Origin of the sequence: Rhizobacter sp. J219 (genome assembly GCF_024700055.1) — a bacterium.
Classification (GTDB): Bacteria; Pseudomonadota; Gammaproteobacteria; order Burkholderiales; family Burkholderiaceae_C; genus Rhizobacter.
On record NZ_JAJOND010000001.1, the window covers coordinates 4,746,434 to 4,770,267 of the forward strand.

Consider the following 23,834-nt stretch of genomic DNA (forward strand, 5'->3'; position numbering starts at 1 on the left):
CACAGTCACGGTCAGCACATCGACCAAGACCTTTAGGAGCCCGCCATGACCGAACTCGTTGCCCAGACGCTGCACCGCATCTTCCAGCGCACCGCCCCGCAGGCCGAGTTCGACAAGGCCGTGGCGCTGTGCGCCGCGAACGACCGCCCGCGCCGCCCCGACTTCGCCGAGACCCGCCCGGTGGTGTTCCGCAGCGAGGCCTTTGCCGAGGACCTGCTGCAGCCCCTCGCCGCGTGAGCGCAGTCGTGAGTGCCCTGCCCACACGCCAGTGGCTGGCGGCGGTGCTGGCCACCGCAGGCCAGGCTGGTGCAAGCGCGCATGCCGGCACGGAGCGCGGCCGATATGATCCGGCCCTGTCACAGCACAGGGGAACACGGCCCATGACCGAGGGTGAGGCCAGCACCGCGACCACCGTCCTGGTGGTGGATGACGAGCCCGAGCTGCGTTCGCTGCTTGGGGAGTATTTCGGCCGCCACGGCTTCGTGGTGCGTGCCGCCGCCGATGCGCTGGCCGCACGTGCCGCCATCGCCGAAGCCGCGCCCGACCTGGCCATCCTCGACGTCAACATGCCCGGCGAAAACGGCCTCTCGCTCGCGCGCTGGCTGCGCGACGCGCACCCGCACGTCGGCCTGGTGATGCTCACCACGGCGGGCGAGTCGGTCGACCGCGTGGTCGGCCTGGAGCTGGGCGCCGACGACTACATGCCCAAGCCCTTCGAGATGCGCGAGCTGCTGGCGCGCTGCCGCGCGGTGCTGCGGCGACTCAAGCTCTCGCAAGGCGTGGTGGCCGCAGCGGCGGCCGCGGCCGAGCAGTCGCAGGCCAGTCGGCGCGTGCGCTTCGGCAGCTGCCAGCTCGACCTCGACGAGCGCCGCCTCTTCGGCGCCGACGGCCAGGAGATCGACATCAGCGCCGCCGAATTCGATCTGCTCGCGCTCTTTGCCCGCAACCCCAACCGCCCGCTCAACCGCGACCAGATCATGGAGCAGGCCCACAACCGCGGCTGGGACGTGTTCGACCGCTCCATCGACCTGCGCGTGATGCGCCTGCGGCGCAAGATCGAAACCAACCCCGACAAGCCGGAAGTGCTCAAGACCGTGCGCAACGTGGGCTACGTGTTCGTGCCGGCCGGCGGATGAACAAGCTGGAGCGCGAGTTCGCGTGGACTGGGCAGTCTCACTGGGGGCTGCAACGCGCAGCGCTCCCGCCTCTTGCGCCCGAGCTGATGGGCGCCTTGCTCGACAACATCACCGCGCGTGTGGCGGTGGTCGGGCGTGACCACTGCTTCATCTACGCCAACCGCGAGGCGCTGGCCTTCTTCGGGCGCCCCGCCGAACAGGTCTTCGGCCAGCACCTGTCCACCGTGATGGGCGAGGCCTCGTATGCGGGCTACCTGCCGTGGGCCGAGCGTCTCTTCAGCGGCGAATCCTTGCGCTGGCAGGGCTGGGTGGAATACCCCACACGCGGCCGACGCTTCCTGCAGGAGACGATGGTTCCCTTCGCCCCCGACGGCAAGGAGGTGCAGGCCATCGTCGTCTTCGGCCGCGACCACACCGACCTCAAGCTGCGGGAGGAAGAGCCGCCGAGCAGATGGGCCAGCTGCAGGCCAGCGAGGCGCTCAAGGCAGCCATCGTCGACCATGCGCTGGCGGCGCTCATCTCCACCGACGGCGAGGGCCGCATCGTCGAGTTCAACCCTGCGGCCGAGGCGATGTTTGGCCGGCACCGCGCCGACGTCATGGGCCGTGCGGTCAGCGAGGTGATCATGCCCGAGCGCTACCGCGAGGCGCACGAGGCTGGCATCCGCCGCATGGAGTCCGGCGGCGCGCCGCGCGTGCTGGGCAAGCGGATGGAGATGCATGCGCTGCGCGCCGATGGCAGCGAGTTCCCGATCGAGATGGTGCTGTGGCGCACCAACGTCGACGGCACCGGCTACTACACCGCGTCGCTCGTCGACGTGACCGAGCGGCACAGCGCCGCGCAGCAGATCGAGCGCCAGCGCGACGCGCTGCGCCAGAGCGAGAAGCTGAGCGCGATGGGCAGCCTGCTCGCCGGCGTGGCCCACGAGCTGAACAACCCGCTGGCCATCGTGATGGGCCGCGCGAGCCTGCTCGAAGAGAAGTGCGACGACCCGGCGCTGCTGGCCGACGTGCAACGCATCCGCGAGGCGGCCGAACGCTGCGGGCGCATCGTGCGCACCTTCCTCAACATGGCGCGCAGCAAGCCCGCCACGCGCGAGAACGTGTCCCTCAACGACCTGACGCGCGCCGCGGCCGAGATGCTCAACTACAGCTACCGCAGCCATGGGGTCGAGATGCGGCTGCAGCTCGCGGACGAGTTGCCGAGCGTGAAAGCCGACGGCGACCAGGTCGGCCAGATCGTGCTCAACCTGCTGGTCAATGCGCAGCAGGCGCTGTCGGCGTGCGACGGCGAGCGGCGGGTGTTCATCGAGACCGGTGTTGAGGCCCGGCGCGAGAACCGCGAGCCGCGGGTGTGGCTGCGGGTGTCCGACAACGGGCCCGGCGTGCCGGCCGAGCTGCGCGGCAAGTTGTTCGAGCCTTTCTTCACCACCAAGCCCGAGGGCATCGGCACCGGGCTCGGGTTGGCGATGTCACGCTCGCTGGCGCGCGACCACGGCGGCGACTTGACGCTCGAGCCCACGTCGCATCAGGGCGGCGCGAGCTTCCGCCTCAATCTGCCGATCAGCGGCGAGCCGGTGCATGAGTCGGTGCCGGTGCCGCTGCAGGGCATGGACGCCGCGCTGCAGACGCGTGTGCTGGTGGTGGACGACGAATCGGAGATCACCGAGCTGATGCGCGACATCCTCGAAGCGGCTGGCTACGAAGTGGCGACGGCCGAATCGGGCGCCGTGGCGCTGGCGCTGCTGGACACGGCGCGCTTCGATGCGATCGTCTCCGACCTGCGCATGCCCGACATGGACGGCGCGACGCTGTGGCGCGAGGTCGACCAGCACCACCCGCGTTTGTCGCGCCGCATGCTGTTCGTGACCGGCGACACCTTGTCGCCCGGTGCGCGGGAGTTCTTGCGCAAGGCCCGCTGCGCGGGTCTGGACAAGCCCTTTTCCAAGGCCGACCTGCTGGCCGCCGTGGCCACCTTGGTGGAGTAGGGCGCTCGCGGCGCCCTTGCCGTCAAGCCGCCTGGGCCGCCGGCGCATTGCGCGCGGCGTCCATCATGGTCTTGCTGACCACGCCATACAACGCGACCCACGCCGCATGCACGTCATCGGTGTAGGCCTCGCCGAGCCCTCGCTTGAGCGTCTTGAGCAAAGCGGCGCCGACGGTGGCGTAGTGCTCGTCGCGCACGCCGTAGTTGACGTGGCGCGTTCCCAGCTTGCGCAGCGCGGGCAGCAGCGCATCGGGCTCTTCGAGCAACTCGACCGCCGCCGCGATCATGTTCATCAGCCGATCCCCTTGCTGGGCCATGTTGCCCTGGAACAAGCGACGCAGGTTCGGGTCGGCGGTGAAGAGGTTGTCGTAGAAGAGCGCTGCGGCTTGCGGGGCGATGGGCGCGACGAGGGCGAAGCTGCGGCGGACGTGGCCGATTTGGGCGGGGGTCATGGGGGTCTCCTGGGGCTCAGAGCGAAGCTCAAAAGTTGGAGACCGGATGGTGGCGACCGCGTGATTCAAACGCGTTTCACCGGCCAGCGAATTTGTTTCGTTGGTCTCGGTCAGAGCGCTCGATCGTTACTGCCTGAATTTGGCCCAGGAATCAACGACAGGCTTGGCCGGGTCGATGGCCTGTGGACGCTGACGAAGCGACTTTGCAACGGTCAGAGCGAGTTTGAACGCGTCTTGCAGCGGCGGCGGTTCCTTGCCACGAAAGGCCGCTTCGTCCGATAAACCACTGAAGCCCTCGACGGTGATCACGATGCGTGGCTCTGTGATCGATCCTTTTTTGCCAGCCGTCTCGATGATGGCCTCGTAGACCTTGTGATTGTTGATCGACCCGGGATAGGTGACGGCCAGTGCCCTCGCTTCTTGCCCATTGGCAAGCTTGAGGTATTGCACATTCCAGTGGCTGTCGATGCCGGTGGCCCCTGCGAAGGCGCAACTGCCGAAGAGGCCGCGGCTGGCCGTCCCCTGCTGCGAGCGGCAACGCGCCTTGTGCTCTCTTGCAATCTCTTCCGCGGCATCCCAAGGCGTGATGGCCTTGCGAATGTCTTCGGTGGGGACCAGCGCTGTCTCCGTGTGCGGCATTCGCGTCATGATTTCCACGTGCACGGCCAGATTGGCATAGCGCGGATCCACGAAGCTCACACTCACGCGCGAGTCTCGTTCGATGCTCCCACTCGGGTCAGCAAAAAAACCATGGGGAGTGCAGATGCCTGGGCCCTGGGGCAGGTCGCCAGGTTTGCGCACTCGGTAGCGCGGGACGAGGTTCTTCAGCACCTCTCGCGCGAGAGGTTCATCTACCGCCAGTTGCTTGCGTACAGGATGCTCGCCGGGAGGTGAAGTGTCGATCTTGAGCTGGCTCTGGTCTCTCCAGTAGAAGCGGCCTCGTTGGTCTTCCTGGGATGACAGCGACACTTGAAATCGGCCTGGCATGGCCCAGGCCGCTGCAGTGGCACCGTCCAAGATCCGACGGAACTCTTCGTTTTGGCCGCTGTGAACGGGGTACGCAAAACTACCTGCCAGGAGTGCAACGTACTGCAGAGCAGTAAGTGTCTCTCGCGAGTTCTCGTTGGCGTAGACCTTTGGAATTGGCAGTCCTGTCAGGGGCACGCTTTCTGAAAAGCGCACGGGTCCAATCGTCAAGCCGCCACGGCTTCTGCTCGACTCCCTAAGTCCGGATGGTGTGTAGTCAAAAAACTCCGGGTAACTGCCCGTCGTGAAAAATGAAGAGCCTAAGTCGATTGGTGATGGCACATCCACCAACCATCTGCCGATGCACTCGGTTTGCCACCCGGCGGGTTTGGCGTAGCCCGCAGTGTCGATCTTGACTTCTTCACTCTTGGCGTTGCAGCCGCTCATCACAGTCGAGAGCGCCAGCGTTGCCGCGATCAATCGCATTCGCATCACACCACTGGCAGTTCTCAAGTGCGAGGCAGTACCTCGTTGAGGGCGGTGACTGTGTTCTGTGGTCAGCTTCACCGCGGCCGTTGTAGAGAGTTTGCCCAGGACGAAAGGGATGTGCTGCAGGCCCATGTCGGCACCGGCCCATCATTGGCCAACGCGCCGCTGCAGTTGCTTCGGTTGTCGGCGCGGCCCGGCGCCTGAGGCGAGCTGCCAGTGGAGCTGCACCGGATGCGGGCCGCCTGTCGCAAGTCACTTTGTCACTGCCGCCAGCTCCGGCATGGGCGGCTGAGTTGGTCGCAGCCGAATGGATTTCAGCAGAGTCTCGTAGCGGGCCATGGCCTCCTTGAGCGGCGGCGGGTTGCGATTGACGAGCTTCGGGCTCTTGCTTCTTGGTGAAGCTGCGCATGTCCACCGTGAGTGCCGGCAGCACGCGCGAATGGCCCCAGCCGCCGTAGCCGGTGTAGACGCTGTAGCCATGAACCACCGGCTGGCCTTCGTCGGCCACGTTCATGGCAATGCCGCCTTGCTGTGCGGGCAGTGCGCCGATGAGCGCCTTGCCAGGCCCGATCGCCTTGACTTCACGGCCAAGCCCCAGTGCAAAGCCCGCTCCGCCGGCCCGTCCGATCGCCTTCAGAAGTGCGGGCTCGGAGCCGTTGACGCCTTGCTCGCCGACCACCTTGCTGCCGATGGTGTAGATCACGCCAGGGTGTTCGAGTGAGCGCAGAGAGACCTCGATGCGCGCCGGTAGCGTGCCGTCATCGGGAATGAAGCCGAAGGGCACGCAGATGCCGCGGCCGGTGGGGATTTCATGGAGTTTGCGCGGCTGGAAGCGCTGCACCAGCTCCAGAAATTCGCGCTTGCGTTGATCGAAGGGCGGGTCCCCCTCGCCGCTGGCGCGCAGGAACTTGTAGACACGGCCGTTGCGCAGCAGAAAAGCGTGGAGGTCGGGGCCGGCTTGGTAGCCCAGGGCGTCGGGGAGGCCCAGGTCCATGGGGTGCCAGCTTTTTTCGATCAGGCCAATGTCTGTTTGGATGTCGAGGATTCTTTGCCGGTCTCGTGCGATGGCATCCCTGATGCCAGCCTTGTCTTCGTCCGTGAACTCTGATGCGGCCGCTCTTAGCCGCTCAGCGCGGTCTTCATTCATCCCCGTGAGTAGTTCAATCTTGTCGCGGAAATCACGAATGATGTTGTGCTTCCTGGCGTCAATGTTTTCGGCCAGGGATTCGATGGCGGCCCGTTTGGAATCCGTCAACACATGAACTTGGGTGCCAGCCACCCACAGGTCGTCATGTCCGCCGTGCATTCGTTCGTTGAAGCCGTAGCGGTATCCATCGAACCGGCTTGGTCCGATGCCCCACTGCACGTCGCGAGGCGCATCAAACACCAGCCGACCCAGGCATTCCTGCTTGACCCCGGGCGGGGTGACATAGCCCTCGTGGAGAGCTTGGCGAAGCTGCTCGGGTTCGGGAGTTGGCCTGGGCCGCTGCTCATCGCGAGCGCTGGAAGGTTGGCAGCCCACCAGAAGCACGGCCAAGGCGAACAGGGCCGTTGCGCCAGACCTGCGCGAGCGCTTGTTGCGACTCATGCGGGCTGACTCCCCGCCGCAGGCTCGGGAGTCCCCGCGACCTGCACGCCACCCGGCAAGCGTTCGATCTGCGCCAGCACGCGCAGGCTCAGCCCGGACTGGTTGTTCTCGCGGCCCGTCCAGTTGATGGGAAGAGCGGTGATGTACCCCTGGATGTCGGCGGCTGAAGGTGCTTTGGTCGGAGCCATCGCGTTCGAGGCCTCTTTCCCCACATTCCAGGTGCTCACGGCATCGCCGCGCTCGGGCTTGCGCCAGAACAGGGGATCGAAGGGCATGCGGTAGGCCAGCGCGCCCCCCTTCTCGTGGTCCTGATACGTCTTGTACCTCCAGGTCGGCCAAAGCGACCCCGGAGGAGGCCCAGGCAGCTTGTCTGTGGCTTCCTTGGGCTGAATCTCGGGGCGAGCACCACTGCGCGGCACAAACCAGAAAGCCTCCTCATACACGTCGGCATTGCGCTTCGCCACCTTCTGAATCGCCCGCCACGTCGCCGGCGCCGCCGCTCCCTCCAGCACCGCATCCGTTGCCAGCGCGCTAGCGCGCCGGTTGCGGCTTTTAAGCCCGAAGTGCTTCTCCCACAAGTCGCGCCGCAGCTTGTGAACGCTCGCCGCCACGGGCACAGAGTGCACCCCATCAAGCTTGACCCACTTCTGCGCCTCGTCGGTCACGATCACCGCCAGCTCCGAATCGCGGTCGCCGCACATGCTGCGGTCGTTGATGTTGGCACTGCCGAGCACCGCCACACGGTCGTCTGCGATCAGCAGCTTGCTGTGCACGTAGATCTGCTCGGTGACCGGCTTGCCGTCGAGCACGTCCCAGTTGCGCAGGTTCAGCAGCGTCAGGTAGTCCTGCCAGGCAGTCCCGACGAGCTGCTCCAGTCTGTCCAACGGGATCACATGCACCATCTCGCGCGCCTGACCCGGGGTGAGGCGTTGCTCTTTCATATAACGCCCCACCAGCACCGCCCTGCGCACGCCGTTGAGCAGGCTGTGGTGGCCGAACACCAGCGAATGCATCGTGAGGTGCACCTGGGTCATGATGTTGAGGGTGTCGAGCGTGCCTTCGGGGTGCACGGGCAGCACCAGGTAGACATGAAACGGCAGCCCGTCGAGAACAGCGCGCTCGATGCGGTTGACGAGCGCGCAGCCGATCGGGTTCTGCAATTCATTCTGCGGGTTGCCCAGCAGGCGAAAGGCCTCGATCGTGGCCATGTTCTTGAGCACGCCTTTGAGGTCGCTCATGAATTCGGGGCCATTGACCTCTTTCATCACATCGTCCACCTTGGCCCAGCGCAGGCGGCGAGGGATGTCGAGCAGCGGCACATCCTCGACTTCCAGCATCTGCGCAAACTTTCGATAGCCGGGAGAGCGCTTGAGGTCGAGCAGGGCACCCATGGGGCCGGACAGCGCGGCATCCGTCGCACCACTCGCGCCATGGGCGGTCTGGAAGAACTGCCCCTCGATGTAGAGGAAGTTTTGCGATGAGTGGATGGCCTTGAGCGTGGCCTTCAGGCAGTTGTTCTGTGCGGGTTGTGCCTCCCGCGTGCCCAGCGCCGCAGTTTCGTCGGCCAGCAGGCGCGCAGGCGCACTACGCAGCACCTGCACCCAGTTGCCACCCTTGCGGCCCACATCGCGCTTGGGTTCATGTGCGGCGTTCACGCGTGGCATCTTCGGCTGGGATGGCACCACCACACCCGCAGAGCGCAGCCATTTGGTGACCTTTTCGTCGCGGTATCGAGAGATGGAGCTGTCGAACATGTTGGCAACAGAGTTCCAACGGCGCACGAAGTTCATGGACAGATCGAAAACCGAGGGGCCTTCGACGGCACACTGGATGTCTTGCCAAGGCATCCGTGGTTGAACCGCGGAGTCTCGTGTGCTTGCTCCCGAAGGAACACTCTTGACCTTCTCGAAAAGACGGTCGTAGCGCTGAGGCTTGTGGGCCGTGGCGGCGCTGGTGGCAGCTACCAAGCCGTAGGTCACGGCGTTGACCAGGTGCGCCACTTCGGCCCACATCTGTGGTGGCAGGCGGGACAGATCGCCCCCGTTGAGCCACGCCATCAGCGCTGAGCCCGCGTTGGCGGCGTTTGCGCTTCCCGAGTCATAGAGCTTGAGTAGTCGTTGTCGAATGCCCGCGTCGAGCCGGCCCCAGGCCCATCGACTTGCAGCCTGGCTTGCGTCCATCACGGCATCCTGCATGGGGCCGGTGATGTCATCAAGCAAATTGGTGTTCTTCCACCAGTCGCTGACGGCGCCAGCGGCATTCTTGATGTTTTCATTCACCGCTCCGGCCGCGTCCAGCCCGCGTGCGATCACGCCTTCCGAGGGTGACGTGGCGAAGGTCGCCGCACTGCGGACTCCACCTCGGGTAAAAGCTGCTGCCACCAGCTCCGCGACGGTCACGCAATCTTGCAGCTCGACGTTTGTGAGTGTGTGGATCGGCGGCACGCACGCACTGTAGAACTCGTTCAAACGCCGGCCCTCGGCCTTGAGGCTGAAGTTGGCGTCATCGCGGCGACCATAGGCCAGATCGATGCCGCCGACATAGCCTTTGCGGTTGTCAACCACGACGAGCTTCTGGTGATGGGCGAAGGCGACGTTCAGCGCCTGCTGATCGCTCTGTGCCGGAGCGGGGAGGCAATGCGCGCGGCCGGGCAGGCCTGCGCCGTTCAGATGGTAGACCGCCATCAGCGTGGCGAGGTATCCGGTGTCGATCGCAGGCGGGGCGAGCCACGGCATAACGTAGACCGTTGCGCCGTTTTTCATCGCGTCTTGCAGGCAATGGAAGAGTGTCTTCGTTCCGCTCAATTCAACGTCATAGTTGATCTGCCACCCTGCGATGAACACCGAGCTGGTTGCCGCACTGATCGCCCTGGCGACACTCTCAAAGTACGCACTGCCCGTGGCGAAGAACTCGACTGCGTTGCCTGCGTGAGCTTTTGCAAACAGAGGCCCCCAGCCGAGCGTGCCGGTACCGCGCGTGGCCTTCGCGTATCCGGGCACCTGAAGGTCGTGCTCGTCGATGAACCACCCGGGTGCAGAAGTGGCGCCTGTTGCGCTGTGGCCGTCTTTGTCAACGATCTGATGAATGGTTTTGGTCATGGTGACTGCATCAGCCCTTCATGAGCTTGTCTGCCAGGCTTGATTCACCTGCGACCTGGGTGGCCTGTTTGGCCAGATGCACGGAGTCGTTCACCCCTGGCGCGTGCCGATGCGCCGCAAGCTCGCCTGTGAAATCGGCGGCGGACATCGCTTGCCGCAGACGTTCATCATGGCTCCAGTCGGCTTGTTCCTTCGCGACCTCCAGACGCACGGCATGGCCGGGATACAGCACCCACACTTCGTCGGGTGCGGCGCAGTAGGCACGTGCCAAAGCCTTCTGTTCTTCTGCATTCAACGTGAGCTTTCCGTTGGCATCGCTGCTGCCGCGCAAGATCACATCTTCGATGCGGATACTGCCCATGCCTTGTGGTTGTTGGCGACTTCGCGCAATCAACCAGGGAGACAAGGCCAAGGGGTGTCCGTTCGGGCCGGGGGAGTCGCGCAAGGTCAGGTCAAACTGCATCTCGCGCTCTGGCATGGAGGAGCGGGGCAGCGCCGGCAACGCATAACTCTCACTCCCCCCACCCGTAAAACTCTTGCTGGCCGCCTTCACGGTGATCTGCCCCGGGCACTGAACAGTGATGCCTTCGGCGCCGATCACGATCTGCGCGCCACCCGAGGTGGTCAGCGTCACCTTCTTCGCTGCGGCCCAGTCGATGTGCGCGTTGGCGCTTTGCACGTTGACGAGGTTCTTTGCTGCCACCTCCGCCTGATCGGCCTGGGTCTGCATCTGGACCGGGCCCTTGCCCGCGATCATCGTGAGCCCGGTGCCCTTGGCGCCCTGCCCGGCCTGCACGGCGCCGGCCAAGAGCCCAATGCTTTGCCCGGTGTGCAGGCGCAGCTGCTGCCCGCCTGCGAGCTGCAGGTCCTGCCCGGCCTGCCAGCTGATGGCCTCGCCGCTGGCGACCTGGATGTCTTGCCCGGCCACGGTTGCGAGGCCTGCCTTGGCGGTGATGGCGACGATCGGGTCGGTGCTGTGAGGCAGCTTGCCGTCGCTGGCCTGTGTGCTCTTCTTGCCAGCGTCGGCCACCGCAGCGTCGAGTGACGCGTTGCTCACCATCCCGCTGGCCGACTGGTGCAAGGCCTTCATCGGGGCCAGCTTGTCGGAGAGATTGCTTTGGTTGGCCTTGACCGTGCCGACGGCGCTGGCGAGCGTGGTCGTCTGGTGGGTCTTGGCGGCGTTGCTGAAGCTGTCGGCCAGCGTTGCGGCCTGCTTGAGCAGCGCCATGCCGGCCGCGTTGTCGCCCGCCGGGTCGGCCTCACGGGTGCCGAAGCTTGTGATCAGCAGACCATTCGTCGCGCGCACCGCGCCATACGCATCGGTCCTCAGCTCGAAGCCCTGGCCGCGGTAGTGGCCGCGGTGGTTGTCGGCCTGGTGGATGAGGTGGCCGAGGTTGAGCTGGGTGGCGTGCTGGGTGGTGGCGATCTGCACGCGCAGTTGCGCCGGGGTGTCGTCGAACACCAGCTGGTTGAACCCTTCGCCCCCGAACTCCTTGCTCTTGAAGCCGCTGAGGGCGGCAGCGTTGTTCTGCGCGGGGGCGTCTTTGGTGGCGGCGCCGGGTGCACCGCCGTGCCAGGCCGGGCTGTGGCCACCCGAGCCACTGCCGATAAGGTTGCCTTGTGCGCTGGGGCCGTGGTTGTGGCTGGTCTTGTAGGCACTGGTGTCAGTCTCGGCCGCGGCGCCGCCCGGTGTGGGCGGCAGGCCGGCTTCACCGCGGCCGTTGTAGAGGCTGCCCAGCACGATGGGGCGTTCGATGTCGCCCTCGATGAAGTCGAGCAGCACCTCCTGGCCGATGCGCGGGATGTGTTGCAGGCCCATGCCGGCACCGGCCCAGCGTTGGCCGACGCGCACCCAGCAGCTGCTGCGGTTGTCGGCGCGGCCATCGGCGCCGGGGGCGGCCTGCCAGTGGAACTGCACCCGGATGCGGCCGAGCGCGTCGGTGTAGAGCTCGTCGGCGCCCTGGGGCGTGGTGCTGCCGTCGGGGCCGACGACCACGGCGGTCTGGGCGCCGAGGGCGGTGGGTGCGGTGGCCGGCAGCGGGCGCCAGGGAATGAGCCGGCGCAGGGCTTCGAAGCGGTTGGCGTAGCCGACCTGGGCCGCCTGGGCGCTGAGGGCGGGGTCGTGTTCGAGGGTGTCTTGCAGGGCGGTGGCGGGTGTGCCGTCGAGTTCGGCAAACGGGTCGGACGCCGGCCGTTGCATCAGCCGTTCGCCCAGCTCCTTGGGCAGGTTGTTGACACCCAGGCCGTGCACGCTGTGCACGCAGAACTCGCGGTCGGCGTCGGTCTGCAGCTCGGAGAGTGCGTCGAGCGTGCTCTGCGTGAGGGCGAAGTGTTCGCCGGCGCGCAGGCTGCGCACGGTGCTGCGGCCGAGCCAGGTCTTGTGGCGGGCTTCGAAGGCCTGCTGGCGGCAGATGGCACGGTGCAGCAGTGCGCCACTGCTGCAGGTGCCGGTGTCGGCGGTGGCGCCGGTCGGGTCGTACTGCTGCAGCCACGGCGCCATGTCGCGCAGCGTCTCGCTGGTGTAGTCGTAGGCGGTGGGCGCGTCGGCCGCGATGACGCTCTTGCTCTGGTAGTCCCACTGCAGCACGGCGCTGGCCGCGGGGGTCAGCTGGCGCCAGCCGCCGAAGCTCTGGATGGCGTCTTGCTCTTCGGCAGCGGAGGCGCGGTGGAAGCGGATGCCGGCACCCCCGAGCGCGCTGCGCGAGGTGCTGTTCTCGGGCCAGCGCGCGCTGTCGGCGAAGAAGACGATGCGGTGGCCGCTCGGCGCATCTTCCGCCTCTTCGACACGCCAGCCCAGGCCTTCTTCGGCCAGCAGGCGCTGCAGGAAGCTGAGGTCGCTCTCGCGGTATTGCACGCAGTAGGAGCGCACGCCGCCATTGGGGCCGCGGGCGAGGAAGGCGGCGAGGTCTTCGGTGTCGCCGTCGGCGCTGGTCTCGCCCCATTGCCAGGCAGCGTGGGCCTGGTAGGCCGCAGCGCCGAGCACGTCATCGAGGATCTGGACGATGGTCTTGTCTTGCCACACGCGGCTGGTGCGGGTGTGGCCGAGCAGGGCGATCCAGGGCTGGATGAGCAGCTGGTGGCGCACGAGGCCGCCGTCGGCGCCGCCGTCACGTGCTTCGAAGACAAGGCCGCTGCGGCGGTGGCGGGTGCCGTCGGCGAGCGTGGCCAGGAGCGTGACGCGCTGGCCCAGGAGGCCTTGCGGGCGGATGCGGTTGTGCACGCACAGGGTGTGCAGCTGCAGCTGGAAGGGTTCGCTGACCGTATCGACCAGGCTGAAGCGCTCGACCATCAGGTCGCTCAGCTGGCCTTCGCCTTCCAGGTTGTACAGGCGTTGTGCGCTGGTCCAGCTCGCGAGCAGCGAAGTCCAGTGCGCCATCGAGCCCACTGAGCATGCTGCCCACGGCGCCTTGTGTGGCGTCGCTGAGTCGGTCTCGCATTCTTGTATCTTCCCTGTGCCGATTTCGAGCGGGAATTTTGCAGCGCCAGCCTCGTCGCGGCGCGCGGCACACAAAGCGTTACAGCCCCCTGTAAGAGGGATGAGACGCGGCCCCCTGGAGCAGGGGGTTACTGCACGAAACCGATGCTCGATTTCTTGAAGCCCGCCTCGGGCAGATCGGCCACGTCGACACGGTCGCGGCGGGCGAGTTTGGCGTTGCCGAAGGCGGTCATCCAGGCGCGGCGCATCTCGCGCGGCGCCATCTCGCTCATGCGGTCGAGCACGTCATGGCTGGGCTCGGGTGCGAAGCGGCTGCCCCAGTCGTGGTCGGCGCGGATGCTGCGGTACAGCTTTGCAGCGATGTGGCGGGCAGCGTCGCGGTCAGGTGCCTGCACCTCGTAGACGTTCATCCGGTTGAGGATGGGCTCGGGGATGTTGCGGCCATCGTTGGCGGTGGCGACCCAGATCACCTGGCTGGCGTCGATGGGCACCTCGGCAAATTCGTCGGTAAAGCTTCCCGCCGTGTCGTGCTCGAGCAGGCTGTAGAGCGCGCCCAGCGGGTCGTAGGCATGCTCGCCGCCGGCCTTGTCGATTTCGTCGACCACCAGCACCGGGTTGGCGTACTGGCCATCGACCAGCGTCTCGAACACCTTGCCGGGGCGCGCGCCCTTCCACTGGCTGGACGCGCCCGAGAGCACCCAGCCCGCGGTGAGCGGACTCATCGAGATGAAGCCCATGCCGGTGCCCAGCAGCTTGGAGAGTTCGCGGGCGAAATGTGTCTTGCCGACGCCCGGTGGGCCGAGCAGCAGCACCGGCGTGATCTCCAGCGCGTCGCGGCTGTCTTCGCACAGTGCGATCTGGCGCTTCACGTCATCGAGCACGTCGGCAAAGTTGGGCAGGTCGTCGTAGAGGTGGTCCATCGCCGGGATGCCCGACGGCTTGACCTGGAAGCGCTCGGGGCCCTTCTCGAGCATGCGCTCGTAGGTGGAGCGCAGGTGCTCATGCTCCTTCTCGGGCAACTTGTCGAGCTTGCGCCCGACCTCGTCGACCTGATAGAGACTGCGCATGCGGGCGATGGGAATGCTGCCCCCACGCGCCGACACCGTGACCAGATCCTTGGATGCGCTCATACAACCTCCAGAAAACGCAAACCGTCGATTCATTGAAGCAAACCACGGCCTGGCGTATCCATCAATGACAACCCGAATCCCTGCGCATTTCTTCGCAAGTGGCGTGCCAGGATCGCCGGCAAAGCCCTGCGACATCGAGCCACGTCCGAGGATCCGGCTCCGCCGGTCCTCAGGACGGCGCCCCTCGGGGGCAGGAGCGAGAGCGACTGGGGGGCCTTACTTGACCCAGGTGTTCAGCTGGATGATCGGCATCAGGACCGCGAGCACGATCAACATCACCACCGCACCCATCACGACGATGAGCAGAGGCTCCAGGATGGTTGCCATCGCCAGCGCACGGCGTTGCACCTCGGTGCTGGTCTGTGTGGCGGCGCGTTCCAGCATGCGCGGCAGCTGGCCGGTCTGTTCGCCCAGGCGGGCGAACATCGCGATGATCCCGGGGAAGCGCTTCTTGCCCGCGAGCGCTGAGGCGAGCGGCGCCCCTTCGCGCACCTGCACCAGCGCATCCATCGCGTCGGCGCGCATGGCGCGGTTCGACAGCGTTTCCGCCGCGGCCTGCAGCGCCTTCAGGATGGGCACCCCGGCACCCGCCAGCATGGCCAGCGTGCCGGAGAAGCGCGCCGCGTTGTAGCCGCGCGCGAGCTTGCCGATCAGCGGCACGGTCAGCATCGACGCATCGAACTGCTCGCGAAAGACTTCGTTGCGCAGCATGAGCTTCAAGCCGATGCCGCCGCCGATCAGCGCCAGCAGCATGAACCAGCCGTAGTTGCGTACGAAGGCGCTGATGGCGAGCATCGCCACGGTGAGCGCGGGCAAGGCACGCTTGGAGTTGGTGAAGACGGAGGCCACCTGCGGCACCACGTAGGTGACGAGGAAGATCACGATCACCACCGCGATCAGCGACACGATGGCCGGGTACAGCGTCGCGCCGATCAGCTTGGCCTTAAGCTGCTGGCGTCCTTCCAGGTCGTCGGCGAGGCGTTCAAGCACGGTGCCGAGGGCGCCGCTTTGTTCGCCGGCTGCGACCACGCCGCGGTAGACCTCGTCGAACTCGCGCGGCATGCTGCCGAGCGCTCGCGCAAAGGGCGAGCCGCCGTTGACTTCGCTGCGCAGGTGGGCGACCAGTTCGCGCTGGCGGGGGTCTTCGGCTTCGTCGCTCAGCGCGGTGAGCGCACGTTCGAGCGGCAGGCCGGCGCCGACGAGGCCGGCGAGCTGGCGTGTCCACACGGCGAGGCTGGTGGAGCTGAAGACCTTGCGCGACAGGTTGAAGCCCTTGGTCTCCGTGCCGGCAGACGCGACCTGGGTGACGTCGAGCGGCACCAGGGCCTGGGCGCGCAGCTGCGAACGCGCGGCCTTCAGGTTGTCGGCCTCGACCAGGCCCGTGGTCGTCTTGCCGGCCGCGTTGAGCGCTTCGAACTTGTAGGCAGGCACCGAGCCTTACTCCTTATTCCCGCGTGACGCGCATCACTTCCTCGGGCGAGGTGATGCCTTCCATCACGAGGCGTTCGCCGTCCTCGCGCATCGAGCGCATGCCGTTGGCTTCTGCCGCCACGAAGATCTGCGATTCGGCAGCACGGCCGTGGATGAGGGCCCGCACTTTCTCGTCGGCCACCATCAGCTCGTACACGCCGGTGCGGCCCTTGTAGCCGCTCTGGCCGCATTCGGGGCAGCCCACGGGGTGGTAGCGGCCGCGTGCGTCCTGCTTCTTGCAATGCGGGCAGAGCTTGCGCACCAGGCGCTGGGCCAGCACCCCGAGCAGCGACGACGACAGCAGGAAGGGCTCGATGCCCATGTCAGTGAGACGGGTCACCGCGCTCGGCGCATCGTTCGTGTGCAGCGTGGCCAGCACCAGGTGGCCGGTGAGCGAGGCCTGCACCGCGATCTGCGCGGTCTCGAAGTCGCGGATCTCACCGATCATGATCACGTCCGGGTCCTGGCGCAGCAGGGCGCGCAGGGCCTTCGCGAAGGTGAGGTCGATCTTGGCGTTGACCTGCGTCTGGCCGATGCCGGCGAGTTCGTATTCGACCGGGTCTTCCACCGTCAGCACGTTGGTCGTGCTGGTGTCGATGCGGCCGAGCGAGGCGTAGAGCGTGGTCGTCTTGCCGGAGCCGGTGGGGCCGGTCACGAGCACGATGCCGTGCGGCTGCTGCACCAGCTTGTCGAAGTTCTTGAGCGTGTCGCCGCCCATGCCCAGGCCTTCGAGGGTGAACTTGGTCTCGCCCTTGTCGAGCAGACGCAGCACCGCACGTTCGCCGTGAGACGAGGGAAGCGTGGACACCCGCACGTCGACCGCGCGGCCGCCGATGCGCAGCGAGATGCGGCCGTCTTGCGGCAGGCGCTTCTCGGAGATGTCGAGCCTCGGCCATGATCTTCAGGCGCGAGATCAGCGCGGCGTGCAGCGCCTTGTTGGGTTGCACCACTTCGCGCAGCGTGCCGTCGACGCGGAAGCGCACCGAACTCGAGCGCTCGTAGGGCTCGATGTGGATGTCGCTCGCGCCGTCTTTCGCGGCCTGCGTGAGCAGGGCGTTGAGCATGCGGATGATGGGCGCGTCGTTCGCGGCTTCGAGCAGGTCTTCCACCGCGGGCAGGTCCTGCATCATCCGCGACAGGTCGACCTTACTCTCGACTTCGCCGATCACGGTGGCCGCGCTCGACTCGCCGCCCGCATAGGCGGCGGCGATGCGGTTGCCGAGCGTGCTGGCCGACTCGCGCTCGAGCTTGTCGATCGAATACAGCCGCAGCACTTCGCTCAGCGCCGGCAATGACACCGTCTCGGGCGCCCAGAGCACGAGCTGCTCGCCGTCGTCTTCGAGCAGCAGGTTGTGGGCCTTGGCGTAGGCGTAGGGGAGGGGGTGGCGAGCGCCCATGGCGTGCGTCCGTGCGGGTCAGTTCGAGCGTGCGCCGCCCGCCGGGGCCGAGGCGCCGGCCGGGGGCGAGACCAGGGGCGGCGGCACCGGTTGCGGCGGGGTCGACGCGGGCGGTGGCGTCGCCGGCGCCGACTCGCGCAGGCGGCGCGACGCTTCGCTGTCCTGCGGCGAGCGCAGCGGCGGCACGACCGGAGCGTCGTTCGGGAGGATGAGGCTGCGCGAGGGTTGCGCGTCCTTCTGCGAGGCGCGGATGAGGTCGTAGCGGTCGAGCGAGAAGTTGTTCACCGAGGCGCCGTCGCGCATCACGACCGGGCGCAGGAACACCATCAGGTTGGTGCGCCGCTTCTCGCGCGTCTCGCTGCGGAAGAGGGCACCCAGGAGCGGGATGTCGCCCAGCAGCGGCACCTTGTTCTTCGTCTCCTCGAAGCGGTCTTCGATCAGGCCGCCGAGCACGATGATCTGGCCGTCGTCGACAACCACGTTCGATTCGATCGAGCGCTTGTTGGTGGTCGGGCCGGCATTGGTGGTGCCAGGGGCGACCTCGCGGCTGAGGCTCGACGACTCCTGGTAGATCGTCATGCGCACGGTGCCGGTCTCGCCGATCTGCGGCTTGATGCGCAGCGTGATGCCCACGTCCTTGCGCTCGACCGTCTGGAAGGGGTTGGTCGTGGCCGTGCCGGTGTTGGTGAACTGGCCGGTGATGAACGGCACGTTGCTGCCGACGATGATCTTGGCTTCTTCGTTGTCGAGCGTGATCAGGTTCGGCGTGGAGACGATGTTGGTGTTGGTCTGGCTCTGCAGGAAGCGCGCGATGGCGGCCAGGCCGTAGGTGCCGGCGAAGTCCTTGATGATGCCGATGTTGAGGCCTTCGCCGAGCGCGGCGCTGGTGAGCGTGCCGGCGACCTGCGCGGCGGTGATCGACAGCAGGTTGCCGCTGGTGCCGAAGTTGGTGCCACCCACCACCCCGACCTTGTCGCCTTCCTTGCCGCTGAGGCCCTGCCACTGGAAGCCGAAGTCGGCGGCGTTGTTGCCGATCACCTCGACGATCATGCTTTCGATGTAGACCTGCGCACGACGCGAGTCGAGCTGGTCGATCACCGCGCGCAGCTGGCGGTAGACCGGCTCGGGCGCGGTGATGATGAGCGAGTTGGTGGCCGGGTCGGCCTGGATCATGCCGCCGGTCGATGGTGCAGCCGCTGGTGTGATGGGGCTCGCTGCCGCAGCGCTCTGGCCGCCCGCTTGCCCACCGGCGGCCTGCCCGCCGATGCCCACGTTCGCCTGGGCCTGCGGTTGCGCCGAGCCGCCCCCGAGGCTGCCGCCAGCGCCGCCCGTCGAGGTGCTGCCGGCGCTGTAGGCCGCGCGCAGCACGGTCGCCAGACGCGTCGCGTCGGCGTTCTTCAGGTAGACGACGTAGATGTTGCCCATCGGGTTGTCGCCCGTGGTCGGCCGGTCGAGCTTCTCGACGATGGCCTTGATGCTGGCCATGCGGGCCGGCGTGGAGGCGCGCACGATCAGCGCGTTGCTGCGCGGGTCGACCATCACCGCCGAGGTGGCGGCGCCCACCCCAGGCACGCCGGGCGCGCCGGCGGTGGCGCTGCCGTCGCTCAGGCGCTGGACCATCGTGGCCACGTCGGCCGCGACCGCATGCTTGAGCCCGATGATCTCGACATCACCGGCGCTCGGCGTGTCCATCGCCGCGATGATCTTGGCGATGCGCGCGAGGTTGTCGGCGTAGTCGGTGATGACGAGCGTGTTGTTGCCAGGGTTGGCGTTGATGGTGTTGTTGGGGCTGATCAGCGGGCGCAGCACCGGCACCAGGTTGTTGGCGTTCTCGTGGCTGAGCTTGAAGATCTGCGTGAGCACCTGGTCGCCCTGGCGCGCGACGGCGCCCACCGAGACGGTGCTCGACTGCAGCTTGGCATCGGCTTCGGGCACCACCTTGAAGAGCCCCCCGACTCGACCACCGTGAAGCCCAGGCCGCGCAGCGCGGCGAGGTAGTTGAGGTAGGCCTCGCGCGGCGACAGGGGCTCTTCGCTGTAGAGCGTGATCGTGCCCTTGACGCGTGGATCGACGACGAACTGCTGCTTCAAGATCGCGCCCATCGCACGCGACACGCCCTCGATGTCGGCGTTCACGAAGTTGAGCGTGACCGGCTCGCCCTTGAAGCGCGATTCGCGCGCTTGCGCGTAGGCCAGCGGCGGCAGGGCGGCCGTGCTGAGCAGCACGGCGGCAAGTGCTGCGGCGAGCGGGCGCAGCGACTTGTGGAGGGGTGCATTTTTCATGCTTATCCGATCGAAATGACAGACACGGCGCCGTTGCGCCGGCCGATGATGTTGAGCAGGTTGTTCAGCGCGGATTCATCGGCTTCGGTGGCGGCGCGCGCTTCGCCGCGGAAGCGCACGCCGTTGGGGCCGGCGGTGCCTTCTCCATTGAGCTGCAGGGCGCCTTCGAGGGTGGACAGGCGCAGCTGCGACGAACCGCCGGCGGCGCCGATCAGGCTGAAGCGGTAGCTGCCCAGCGGCTCGAGCGTGGACACGCGCGACGAGGCCTGCAGCATGTCGATCTCGGCCTGGCCGTCGACGATCCAGCGGCCTTGCACCAGCTCGAGCTTGAGGCCCGACGACATCAGCCGCAACGAGCCGCCGAGCTGCAGCGTGTTCCACGGCGTGCCCAGGCCGCCGAGGAAGGCGCCCGGCCACTGGCCGATCCAGTCGGGTTTGGGGGCCAGGGTGACCGACATGCGACCGAGGCCGGGCTTGAGGTGCACGCTCACGGTGTCGTTGAGGCAACAGGCGTGCCGCGCCCGCAGCTCGAAGCCGATGCCCTTGAGGCGAAGCGTCCATTCGAGGCGGCCGGGCAGAGAACTCGCGTCGCGGCTGCCGGGGCCACCGGTGAGCACCGCGATTGCGCTGCCCGACCACACGGTGCCGCGGGCGTCAGACAGCAAGACACGCTGGCCGGTGGCGCTGGCCACGGCGCCGGCGAGCCAGGTGGCGGGGGCGAAGAGCACCACCCCGAAGAGCGCGCCCAGCAAGGCGCCGAAGAAGGCCCAGCGGGTGGCGGCGCTGCGCGATTTTTCCCAGGCGATCTCCGCGTACGAGGACTCTTGCCACTGGGTGGGCACGGCGCTCGACGCAAAGCGCCGGCGCAAGCCACGGCGGGCGGGTTTGCGTGCGGCCATCAGCTGGCTCCTCCCAGGCTGACCACGAGCGTGCCGGCGTAGCCGTTGGGGCCGCGCGTGAGCTGGGCTTCGATCGGGCGGGCGCGTGCGCCGCTGCGCGCTTCGGTCAGCCAGGCGCGCAAGGCTTCGCCGGTGACGCCGCTCAGCGTCAGCGTGGCGCGGTCGCCCATCACCGCGAGGCGGCCTTTCTCGCCGAGGCGGTCGGTGGCCGACTTCAAGGCTTGTGCGGCCTGCGTGGCCGGCACCGGTGCGGCGCCGCGCAGTTCACGTGCCTCGGAGGCCATGCGCTGCATGGCCTGCAGTTGGAGGTCGAGCGAATCGATCTGCACGGGCGCCTCGCGCAAGGTGCGCAGGGCGGGCGCGACGCCGACCATCCACACGATCGCGATCCCGACGGCGACGCCGGCGAGGGTCAGGCCGAGGCGCTCGCGGGGCGGCATGGCGGCCCAGCGCTGCAGCGCTTCGGTGCGCAGGGCCTGGAGCGGGGCGGGGAGTTTGACGGCGGAGCGGGTCACAGCGGCCTTCCTGTGGCAGGGCCGGCGGCGGCACGGCTGAGGGTGAGGGTGCCGTCGCGGGCATCGACCTGCCAGCCACGTGGACGCAGCTGGTTGCGGAATTGCTCGATCTGGTCCGGGTTCCAGCCGGCGGCCGACAGCGTGAGGCGGCCGGGTTCATAGCGCAGGTTGTCGACTGGCGGGCGGTCGCCGGGCCAGGCGTTGGCGGCGGCTTGCAGCATGGGCTCGAGGTCGGTTTCGCCCGGGATGCCGGCGGCGGCGCGCAGGGTGTCGGTTTCGCGGCGCATCTGCACCGGGGCATCGAGCACGGCCGAGCCCACGTGCGGGTGGGCCTGCTTCAGCAGTGTGACCATCGCATCACGCTTGGCCTTGATGGTGCGGCTCTGGTGCCCGGCCCACAGATTGAGGCCGATCAGCTGCAGGACGACAAGTGTGGCGAGGCCATAGCGCGCCGGCTTCCAGGCCGGCGTGAGGAACTGACGCCAGAGGTCGCGCAGGGCACGGGTGCCGCGGTTCTTGCGGGCGAGGGTGAACTGGCGCAGGTTCCACAACGACCGCGAAGCTTGCAGGGCGCGCTGCGGCCAGTCCATCACCGTCATCGGCACGCCGAGCCAGCGTTCGGCGGCAGCCGCAGTGGCCGGCGTGGCGCTCCAGCGCGCACCCTCGGGCAGCGGGTTGGGCAGCAGCGAGCGGGCGAGCGTGCCCTGCAGGTTCATCTGCACCACGCCGTCGGGGTGGGCCCATGTCAGCGTGGCGCCTTGGGACGGGTCGCCCAGCTCGGCGAAGTGGCCGGATGGTGGCTCGTCGGGCCACGACATGGGCACGACGCGGTCGATGAAGATGTTGGCCTTTTCCAGCGTGGCCAGCTCGGCGGTCAGCCAGGCCCGGTCGACGACCGCGACCCAGGTCGGCTCACCGGCGGTGGCGCCGGGGGCCACGGCGATGTGCACGCTGGAGGCTTCTTCCAGCAGGGAGTCTTCCAGCACGCCCACCAGCGCCGCGGGCAGCCGGGCGGCGGGCGCTTTGGGCAGCGTGATGCGGTGCCAGCTGACGTCGGCATCGGCCAGCACGGCTACCGCACTTGCAGCCTTGGGCATCAGGGCCACCGGCGCACGGCCTTGGGCCGACATGGCCAGGCCATCCGGGCTCAGCACATAGGCGTATTCGGTGCTCAGGCTGCTTTCCGGTACAGGCGCGGGTTCGCGGGCCTGCAGGCGCGGGCGCGGCGGGATCTGGACGACGAGCGTGCTCATACAGGGTGCGAGAGTAACGGAAATAGAACTGCACGACCGTACAAACCTACCCGAATCAACAGCTTGCGACGCTTTGTTGTAGTGATTCCTGCAACTGTCATTCAGCGCTCGCGATCGGTCGAGTTGATGCGTTCGGTGCTGAGCACGGTGATGGTCCGCTGGTTGCGTTCGACAAGAGAACGTTGTTCGAGCACACGGTCGTTCAGGCGCAAGCGGCCGCGTACTTCGAAGTAGCGGGTGGCGATGTCCACCTTGCCCATCTTGTCTGCGGCCGTGCCGGGCAATTGCGCCAGCAGGTCCTGCTGTTTCTTGAACGGGGTGCGCTGCCGGTATTGGATCAGGCGTTCGGCGTCACCGATGTTGAGGCCGGGAATGACCGCGGCGATGACTTCCCGCGAGGCGGTGTTGACGTTGATCGGCGTCTCGGTCGGCAGCAGCACGACATAGGGCTCCAGCCGCTGCAGCGCCTGGGCATCGATGCCGAGCCAGGTGAGCTGCGAGATGCGCTTTGGCGCCAGGGGCGGGTTGGCGACGGCGGTGGGCGAACCGGGGGGCACGTAGGCCGCTTTCATGCCGGTGGCGAGCGTGTCGGCCACGCTGACCGCGATGTTCACGTTCTCGCACAGGCGGCGCAGCGCGTTGAGGTCGTCCGCCGAGACCTCGAACTTCGCGTCGATCAGGTTGCGCAGGTTGAAGCGCGATTGGGCGTCGGTGATCGAGCCGGAGAGAAAGGCCTCGGGCCCGTCGTCGGCGTTGTTGTCTTTGTCGGAGGCGAGGAAGGTCGAAAGCCGCGCTTCGGCGAGCGGCACGGCCCACGGCTCGCCGAGGTGGTCGACCTGCCCGGCCGAGGGGCGGGCGTCTTCTTTCAGGATGAGCCCGGCCCAGTCGAGCGCGCCGGAGAGGATCCACGCCGACTGCGCACGCGAGCGCTCGGCGGTTTCGACCTGCACCGCGCGCCACTGTTGCCACACCATCGATACGGCCAGTGTGGCGACGAGCGTCACAATGATCATCGCCAGCAGCAGCGCGGCGCCGCGTTGCTGGCGAGGTGGGGTGCGGCGAGTGCGCTTCATTGCGGGCCGAGCGCGATGTCTCGCGTGATGCTGCCGGTGAAGCCGCTGCCTTCGGTAAAGCTCAGCACGATGCGCAGCGCCTTCAGCGGGTCGGTCGCGACGGGCGCCGACGCTGCGCCCACAGGCGGTGTGGCCCCGACGGTGTTGCTGTTGCCAGCGCTCGACTGGCAGTTGCTCCATGCGTTGTCGCGGAAGCAGTAGGCCTGCCATTCGGAGATGCCGGTGACGGTCCGCAGCTGGCCCGACTCGTTGCCGATGAACTGCTGGCTGGTCATCCACTGGTCTTGCAGGGCTTGCGTGGTGGTCACCGGGTTGCCGGCCCAACGCAGCCAGGTGCCGCCTCGCAGCGACCACACCACCAGCTGCAGGCCGGTCTCGGCACGGCGGGTGAGGCGCAGCGAGATGCCGTCGAAGGAGGGCATGGGTTGTGGCAGGGTGCCGCTGTCCTGCATGGCTTCGAGGTCTTGCTGGAACTGCGCGAGCACGGTGTTCAGCTTGAGCAGCTTTTCCATCCGGTCCTGGCTCGAATTGCGGGTGTTGACGATGCTGTCCACACCCTGCCAGGCCATGACGGCGAGGATCGCCATGATGAACATCGCGACCAGCACTTCCACCAGCGTGAAGCCGGCTTGCCGGGGGCGTGGGCGGTGCGCGCGGTACACGC

General features: G+C 67.3%; 16 protein-coding genes and 2 pseudogenes. 4 read left to right on the plus strand and 14 right to left on the minus strand.

Annotated features, from left to right (window positions below; genetic code table 11):
- The first annotated feature begins 45 nt into the window (after nucleotides 1-45).
- From LRS03_RS22595 to LRS03_RS22610, 4 genes are read left to right on the plus strand one after another with little or no spacing between them, the layout of a single operon-like run.
- Nucleotides 46-237 carry a hypothetical protein gene (locus tag LRS03_RS22595; RefSeq protein ID WP_257828393.1) on the plus strand — a complete coding sequence of 64 codons (192 nt, stop codon included), beginning with the start codon at nucleotides 46-48 and terminating at the stop codon, nucleotides 235-237.
- The gene (locus LRS03_RS22600; protein WP_257828394.1) at nucleotides 234-1,136 is read left to right on the plus strand and encodes a response regulator; all 903 of its coding nucleotides are present in this window, start codon (nucleotides 234-236) and stop codon (nucleotides 1,134-1,136) included. Before LRS03_RS22595 ends, LRS03_RS22600 begins: the two co-directional genes overlap by 4 nt.
- Nucleotides 1,133-1,759: a PAS domain-containing protein gene (locus tag LRS03_RS22605; protein ID WP_257828395.1), complete on the plus strand. Its 627-nt coding sequence runs from the start codon at nucleotides 1,133-1,135 to the stop codon at nucleotides 1,757-1,759. Before LRS03_RS22600 ends, LRS03_RS22605 begins: the two co-directional genes overlap by 4 nt.
- Nucleotides 1,654-3,123: a hybrid sensor histidine kinase/response regulator gene (locus LRS03_RS22610; protein ID WP_257829646.1), complete on the plus strand. Its 1,470-nt coding sequence runs from the start codon at nucleotides 1,654-1,656 to the stop codon at nucleotides 3,121-3,123. The genes LRS03_RS22605 and LRS03_RS22610 overlap by 106 nt, the downstream gene beginning before the upstream one ends.
- A 22-nt stretch (nucleotides 3,124-3,145) precedes the next feature.
- Here LRS03_RS22610 and LRS03_RS22615 read toward each other — a convergent pair whose 3' ends face one another.
- The 14 genes and pseudogenes from LRS03_RS22615 to LRS03_RS22690 form a co-directional block, all read right to left on the minus strand.
- The gene (locus LRS03_RS22615) at nucleotides 3,146-3,574 is read right to left on the minus strand and encodes a globin family protein (RefSeq protein ID WP_257828396.1); all 429 of its coding nucleotides are present in this window, start codon (nucleotides 3,572-3,574) and stop codon (nucleotides 3,146-3,148) included.
- A 126-nt stretch (nucleotides 3,575-3,700) separates the two neighbouring features.
- Nucleotides 3,701-5,026, minus strand: coding sequence for a hypothetical protein (locus LRS03_RS22620; RefSeq protein WP_257828397.1), 1,326 nt, complete (start codon nucleotides 5,024-5,026; stop codon nucleotides 3,701-3,703).
- A complete protein-coding gene (locus tag LRS03_RS22625; protein ID WP_257829647.1) occupies nucleotides 4,962-6,560 on the minus strand; it encodes a T6SS immunity protein Tli4 family protein in 1,599 nt (532 codons plus the stop codon). The genes LRS03_RS22620 and LRS03_RS22625 overlap by 65 nt, the downstream gene beginning before the upstream one ends.
- A 53-nt stretch (nucleotides 6,561-6,613) precedes the next feature.
- Entirely contained in the window at nucleotides 6,614-9,715 is a 3,102-nt protein-coding gene (locus tag LRS03_RS26625) for a phospholipase D-like domain-containing protein (protein ID WP_308296457.1), read from the minus strand.
- A 10-nt stretch (nucleotides 9,716-9,725) separates the two neighbouring features.
- Nucleotides 9,726-13,091 carry a type VI secretion system Vgr family protein gene (locus tag LRS03_RS22640; protein ID WP_257828398.1) on the minus strand — a complete coding sequence of 1,122 codons (3,366 nt, stop codon included), beginning with the start codon at nucleotides 13,089-13,091 and terminating at the stop codon, nucleotides 9,726-9,728.
- 188 nt (nucleotides 13,092-13,279) lie between these two features.
- Entirely contained in the window at nucleotides 13,280-14,281 is a 1,002-nt protein-coding gene (locus tag LRS03_RS22645; protein WP_257828399.1) for an AAA family ATPase, read from the minus strand.
- Nucleotides 14,282-14,497: 216 nt separating this feature from the next.
- Entirely contained in the window at nucleotides 14,498-15,712 is a 1,215-nt protein-coding gene (gene gspF / locus LRS03_RS22650; RefSeq protein ID WP_257828400.1) for a type II secretion system inner membrane protein GspF, read from the minus strand.
- A 13-nt stretch (nucleotides 15,713-15,725) separates the two neighbouring features.
- Nucleotides 15,726-17,148: pseudogene (gspE, locus tag LRS03_RS22655) on the minus strand (type II secretion system ATPase GspE).
- A gap of 18 nt (nucleotides 17,149-17,166) precedes the next feature.
- Nucleotides 17,167-19,430, minus strand: a pseudogene (gene gspD / locus LRS03_RS22660) (type II secretion system secretin GspD).
- Between the two features lie 2 nt (nucleotides 19,431-19,432).
- Nucleotides 19,433-20,329: a type II secretion system protein N gene (gene gspN / locus LRS03_RS22670; RefSeq protein ID WP_257828402.1), complete on the minus strand. Its 897-nt coding sequence runs from the start codon at nucleotides 20,327-20,329 to the stop codon at nucleotides 19,433-19,435.
- Nucleotides 20,329-20,844, minus strand: coding sequence for a type II secretion system protein M (locus tag LRS03_RS22675; RefSeq protein ID WP_257828403.1), 516 nt, complete (start codon nucleotides 20,842-20,844; stop codon nucleotides 20,329-20,331). The genes gspN and LRS03_RS22675 overlap by 1 nt, the downstream gene beginning before the upstream one ends.
- A complete protein-coding gene (gene gspL / locus LRS03_RS22680; protein WP_257828404.1) occupies nucleotides 20,841-22,097 on the minus strand; it encodes a type II secretion system protein GspL in 1,257 nt (418 codons plus the stop codon). The genes LRS03_RS22675 and gspL overlap by 4 nt, the downstream gene beginning before the upstream one ends.
- 101 nt (nucleotides 22,098-22,198) lie before the next feature.
- Nucleotides 22,199-23,170, minus strand: a complete 972-nt coding sequence (gene gspK, locus LRS03_RS22685) for a type II secretion system minor pseudopilin GspK (RefSeq protein ID WP_257828405.1) — start codon at nucleotides 23,168-23,170, stop codon at nucleotides 22,199-22,201.
- Entirely contained in the window at nucleotides 23,167-23,832 is a 666-nt protein-coding gene (locus LRS03_RS22690) for a PulJ/GspJ family protein (protein WP_257828406.1), read from the minus strand. The genes gspK and LRS03_RS22690 overlap by 4 nt, the downstream gene beginning before the upstream one ends.
- Nucleotides 23,833-23,834 lie beyond the last annotated feature (2 nt).